The sequence below is a fragment of the Sandarakinorhabdus sp. genome (genome assembly GCF_031422795.1).
Lineage (GTDB): Bacteria > Pseudomonadota > Alphaproteobacteria > Sphingomonadales > Sphingomonadaceae > Sandarakinorhabdus.
On the sequence record NZ_JANPML010000454.1, the window covers coordinates 1 to 5,122 of the forward strand.

A 5,122-nucleotide genomic window follows, 5' to 3' on the forward strand; every position below is an offset into this window, starting at 1 on the left:
GCGGGCGCTCCCGCCGATGATGATCGCATCAGTTTCTGCCCGGCGGCCTGCCTGCAGCGCGCAACTGCCTTCAGCCTGAGCCAACCGAGCGGCAGGCTGGCGGCAATGACGGCAAATCCGCCCGCAGCCGCTCCGGCGCAGCGGCGGGCATGGCCGCGTCGAGCCGGGCATGGGTGTCGCGCCAAATCGGTAGCGCTGCCGCCAGCAGACGTTCGCCGTCTGGCGTCAGGCAGAGCAGCCGGTTGCGACGGTCGCTGGCCGCCGCCGTCACCCTGACCAGCCCGCGCCGGGTGAGCGGTTTCAGCGCGGCGGTGAGCGACGTGCGATCCGTGGCCAGAAACGGCGCCAACTCACCGATCGATGGCGGCTGCGGACGGTGCAGCGCCATCATCAGCGAATATTGGCCACTGGTCAGCCCCAGAGGCCGGAACGCCGCATCAAACAGCCGCGCCAGTGCGCGTGCGGCCCGTTGGCTTTGCAGGCACAGGCACTGGCTGGCAACATGCGCCGACGTGCCGGCTGGCAGGATTTCGGGCGTGGACAACATCGCGTTAGGTTGGTATCAACTTATATCGCTCACCGCAAGCCCGAGTCGCCGCAGGAGGAATGGGGATGGCATCGTTGGGACAAACCGTCCGCACCTGCTGGTGGTTGCCGGGCAATGGCCTGGATGCCGTCAATTTCTGGACCAGCCTGCTGCCCGACAGTCAGCTGGACGGCGCCGTGAACAAGGACGGCACCGCGCTGATCATCGAATTCACACTGGCCGGCGCCCCGATGATGGTGCTGAACGCAAGCGGCGGGCCGGCCGCCAACATGGCCGCATCGATCAGTGTGCTGACTGACGATCAGGCCGAAACCGATCGCTTGTGGGCGGCGCTCACTGCCGACGGCGGCAAGGAGGTCGCCTGCAGCTGGGTGACAGACCGCTTTGGCGTGTCGTGGCAGATCGTGCCGCGCCTGCTGCCGCAGTTGTTTGGCAGTTCGGATACCGCCGCAGCGGCGCGCGCCTTTGCCGCCATGCAGACCATGGTGAAGATCGACATTGCCGCGGTGCAAGCGGCGTTCGACGGATAAGGAGGAGACACGCTATGTATGTCGACGGAATTCTGCTGGCGGTGCCCACTGCCAACCGTGAGGCCTATCACCGCCATGCGGCGCAGGCAGCCGCGGTGTTCAAGGAATATGGTGCTGTCAGCCTGTTTGAATGTTGGGGCGATGATGTGCCAGACGGCAAGATCAACTCCATGAACAGCGCCGTGCAGCGCAAGCCCGACGAAACCGTGGTGTTTTCCTGGATCATGTGGCCAGACAAGGCGACCCGCGATGCCGGCTTTGCCAAGGTGATGACTGATCCCCGCTTGTCGTCCGAAGCAAACCCGATGCTGTTCGATGGCAGCCGGATGATCTTTGGCGGCTTCGACGTTCTTCTGGAAGTTTGAATGACCAGTATCACGATCAGCACTGCCATCACCGCACCAGTTGAGCGCGTCTGGGCGGCCTATACCACGCCTGCCGACATCACCCAGTGGAACCATGCGACCGACGAATGGTGCTGCCCAAGCGCTGACGTCGATTTGCGCGTCGGCGGCCGCTACCGCGCGCAGATGGCTGCCAAAGATGGCAGTTTCAGCTTTGATTTCGAAGGCGTGTACACGCAGATCGTGCCGCTGCAGACCTTGGCCTATGTCCTGGCAGATGGCCGGCAGGTGCAAACCAGCTTCGAAACCACCGGAACCCAAACCCGGGTCGCCACGGTTTTTGACGCAGAGGATCAGCACCCCATCGCCCAGCAGCGCGAGGGCTGGCAGGCCATTCTCGACAATTTCCAGGCCCATGTTGAAGCCGGGCCCGCGCGCTGAAGCAATGCGGCCGGGCGCTGCGGCCAATCGTTCTTCATCCCCCCATCGCCGGGACGCGCTTCGTCCTGCCCGCTGCACCGCTCGCCGCCGCTGCAACCAGCGTTCATCGGGCAGCAAGTCTGGCAGTCAACTATAGCGGTGGGCGAGCCTGCCGAGAGGCAAACGGCTGCCCAATCTTTACGAGTTCGGCGCGCCAGAGGGGCAGAGCGAACCGGGCTGCAACCGCAGATTGAGGGATGGTATATATGATCAAAACCACGATGACAGCCATTGCCATGGCCACAATGTTCGCCGCCACTGCTCCGCTGGCCGCACAAGACCCCACCACTGCGCCAGGCACACAGACAGTGACCGGCCAACGCCCCGTGCCCGGACCGGAAATCAAGGGCTTTATCACGGCCCGCAGCGGGGACCGGATGGCGGTGACCGCAGAAGACGGCACCAAGACCATCATCACGCTGGACGACGCCACCCAGGTGAAGGGCAAGAGCGGCCTGTTTGGTGGCAAGGGCAAATTCGGCGCCAGCTCGCTGATGAATGGCCTGCCGGTGACGGTGAAAACGCTGCAGGCCGGCGAAACGCTGGTGGCCAGTATCGTGACCTTTCGCAGCAATGATTTCAAGACGGCCAGCATGATCCGCACCGGCACCGCCCAGGGTTTTGAAGAACAATCCGCTGCCACGACTGCCCTGCGCGGCCGCGTTGCCGATATCGACAATTACAATGTGAAATCCACCACCAACGTCTATTTCGACACGGCCAAGCATATGCTGACAGAACAGGCCAAGGCCGATCTGTGTGCCGCGGCCGCCACGGCGGAAAAGACCCCCAACGCGCTGCTGCTGGTGGTGGGCTATACCGACAGTGTGGGCGACGAGGACTATAATCAGGAACTCAGCGAACGGCGCGCCAGCCGGGTGTTGGCGCATCTGCAGCAGGTGTGTCGCTGGAAACAATTCCGCACCCTCACGCCCAGCGGCATGGCCGAATCCGATCCGGCGGCTGACAACGGCACCGATGAAGGCAAGGCGCAGAACCGCCGCGTGGCGGTGAATGTGCTGGTCAGCAAGGCTGTCGACGGACTGTAACCGATCTGGCGCGGCCTATTCGAAGCTGAGATCGCCGGTCTCCGGCACTTCGAAATGCCGCGCCACATCGTCGTCGCTGATCGCTTCCAGCGTGGCGGGCTGCCACTTGGGGTTGCGATCCTTGTCGATCAGTTGGGCGCGGATGCCTTCGAAGAAATCATGGCCGTTCCGGATTTCGCAGACCATGCGATATTCGGTGATCAGCGCCGCCTCGATCTCCACGCCGCGTGCGGCGCGCAGGCCAGCAAGGCTGAGCTTGCAGCTGATCGGGCTCATCTTGCGGATGGTGGCGGCCTGCGCCTGCGCCCAATCATCGCCGGCATCGAGGCTGGCCATGATGTCTTCCATCCGGTCATGCCCAAAATGATAATCGATGGCGTCGCGCCAGGCGGCCAGCGGCGGATCGCCGGCATCTTCGTCGAACGTCGCCAAAACCTCGGTCAGCGGTTCGCGGCTGGTGGCCAGCAGATCACACAGGGTCGGCAGGTGCGCTGACGACACATAGTGGCTGGCGATGCCGCAATAGCGCAGATCGGCCGCCTTCAGCCGCGCGCCGGTAAGGGCCAGCCAGGTGCCGATCTCGCCGGGCAATTTCGCCAGCGCATGCGTGCCGCCCACATCGGGGATCAGGCCGATGCCGGTTTCGGGCATGGCAAACAGCGTGCGTTCGGTGGCGATGCTGTAGGGGCCGTGGATCGAAAGGCCAACGCCGCCGCCCATGGTGATGCCGTCGATCAGCGCCACCCACGGTTTTCCGCAGCGCGCGATGGCCTGGTTCATGCGATATTCGTCGTGGAAGAAGGTCTCCCACAGCGCCCGATCCTGCCGGCCTTCGCGGCCGAGCAGCGCCACATCACCGCCGGCACAAAAGGCGCGATCCCCAGCGCCATCGATCACCAGATGCTGCACGGCGCTATCGCCCATCGCGTCGATCACGGCGCGGTGGATGGTCACCGCCATCGGGTGATTGAGCGCATTCAATGCCTGCGGACGATTGAGCGTGATCCACAGCGCATGACCGCGGCGTTCAACAAGGACTTCGGGAGCGTCAGTCATGCGCGGTCTTCCAGTTTGCTGGGGCCTTCCATATCAACCGGAATGGCCGAGGTGGAAAGCCGGGCGATGTGGGTGCCAGCTTCATCGTACAGATCAGCTTCCATGAAGGCGATGCGCTTGCCCAGTTTCAGGCAGCGGCCAGTCGCAAACAGCGGCACACCGGCCTTGGCGGGGGCGAAGAAGCTGGTTTTCAGTTCGATGGTCGGCACGCCGATGCGCTTGCCGCTTTTGATGATGGCGGCAAAGGCAGCGGCATCGTCCAGCATGGCGACGATGATGCCGCCCTGCACATTGCCCATCGGGTTGCGGCAGGCATCGATGGGCAGGAATTTCATCTTCACCCAGCCGGCTTCGCTGTCGATTTCCAATATTTCCTGGCCCAGAATCGCGGCCGTGGGCGGTACGAAGCGATTCATGCGGGCTTTGAGGTCTTCATCGTTCAGGGCCATGCGTGCCTCAATGCTTTATGGTCAGGCCATAGCGGTGCAGCGCCGGTGCCAGCGCGTCAACCTCGTCATCCTGCCGAGTGAAGATCGCCCGGCCAAGCCCCTCGCCTTCCTGCCCGCGCGCACCCAGCAGATGCACCACGCGCCGTGCAATGCCGGGGCCGCCATCGACAAAGCCCATGCCCGATGCTGCCGCCTGCAACTGCGGCAGCAGCAACGGGAAATGCGTGCAGGCCAGTACCACCTGGTCTATGCGATCACCGCCTGGCTGGCAGGTCAAACCGGCCAGTTCGGGCGCGACATCCGCCGCCGTCACCAGTTCACCGCTCAACTGCGCCTCGGCCAGTTCGACCAGCCGCGCCGACCCGTGCAACAGCACCGTGCAATCAGCGGCATGATCGGCGCTCAATCGCGCCACATAGGGCTGGCGCACGGTCGCCATCGTGCCGAGCACGCCGATCACCCGGCTGCGGCTGGCTTCGGCGGCGGGCTTGATGGCGGGCACTGTGCCCACCACCGGCACATCCAGCACGGCGCGGGCATGAGCCAGCGCGATGGTCGAAGCGGTGTTGCAGGCGATCACCAACAGATCGGGCTTCAGCCGCTCAGTGAGCCGGCCGAGCAGCGCGCACACGCGGGTGGCGACCTCCATCTCGGTCTTGGTGCCATA

The 5,122-nt window shown here is 64.2% G+C and carries 8 protein-coding genes; 4 read left to right on the plus strand and 4 right to left on the minus strand.

From position 1 onward, the window contains the following. Positions 1-70: 70 nt before the first annotated feature. On the minus strand, positions 71-547 hold the full coding sequence (locus tag RMO81_RS15335; protein WP_310476809.1) for a MarR family transcriptional regulator: 477 nt from the start codon (positions 545-547) through the stop codon (positions 71-73). Between the two features lie 65 nt (positions 548-612). On the opposite strand from RMO81_RS15335, the gene RMO81_RS15340 reads away from it, so the two are divergent. From RMO81_RS15340 to RMO81_RS15355, 4 genes are all read left to right on the plus strand, one after another. After that, entirely contained in the window at positions 613-1,077 is a 465-nt protein-coding gene (locus RMO81_RS15340; protein ID WP_310476810.1) for a VOC family protein, read from the plus strand. A 14-nt stretch (positions 1,078-1,091) separates the two neighbouring features. Further along, the gene (locus RMO81_RS15345; RefSeq protein WP_310476811.1) at positions 1,092-1,442 is read left to right on the plus strand and encodes a DUF1428 domain-containing protein; all 351 of its coding nucleotides are present in this window, start codon (positions 1,092-1,094) and stop codon (positions 1,440-1,442) included. Next, entirely contained in the window at positions 1,443-1,862 is a 420-nt protein-coding gene (locus tag RMO81_RS15350) for an SRPBCC family protein (RefSeq protein ID WP_310476812.1), read from the plus strand. It begins immediately after the preceding gene. A 245-nt stretch (positions 1,863-2,107) separates the two neighbouring features. Then, positions 2,108-2,950: an OmpA family protein gene (locus RMO81_RS15355; protein WP_310476813.1), complete on the plus strand. Its 843-nt coding sequence runs from the start codon at positions 2,108-2,110 to the stop codon at positions 2,948-2,950. Positions 2,951-2,965: 15 nt separating this feature from the next. Here the strand turns inward: RMO81_RS15355 and RMO81_RS15360 are convergent, their stop codons facing one another. From RMO81_RS15360 to RMO81_RS15370, 3 genes are all read right to left on the minus strand, one after another. Beyond that, positions 2,966-4,006, minus strand: a complete 1,041-nt coding sequence (locus tag RMO81_RS15360; protein ID WP_310476814.1) for an enoyl-CoA hydratase/isomerase family protein — start codon at positions 4,004-4,006, stop codon at positions 2,966-2,968. After that, positions 4,003-4,455 carry a PaaI family thioesterase gene (locus RMO81_RS15365; RefSeq protein ID WP_310476815.1) on the minus strand — a complete coding sequence of 151 codons (453 nt, stop codon included), beginning with the start codon at positions 4,453-4,455 and terminating at the stop codon, positions 4,003-4,005. The genes RMO81_RS15360 and RMO81_RS15365 overlap by 4 nt, the downstream gene beginning before the upstream one ends. A 7-nt stretch (positions 4,456-4,462) precedes the next feature. Then, positions 4,463-5,122, minus strand: a 660-nt coding sequence (locus tag RMO81_RS15370; protein ID WP_310476817.1) for an aspartate/glutamate racemase family protein, incomplete at its 5' end; no start/stop codon positions are given.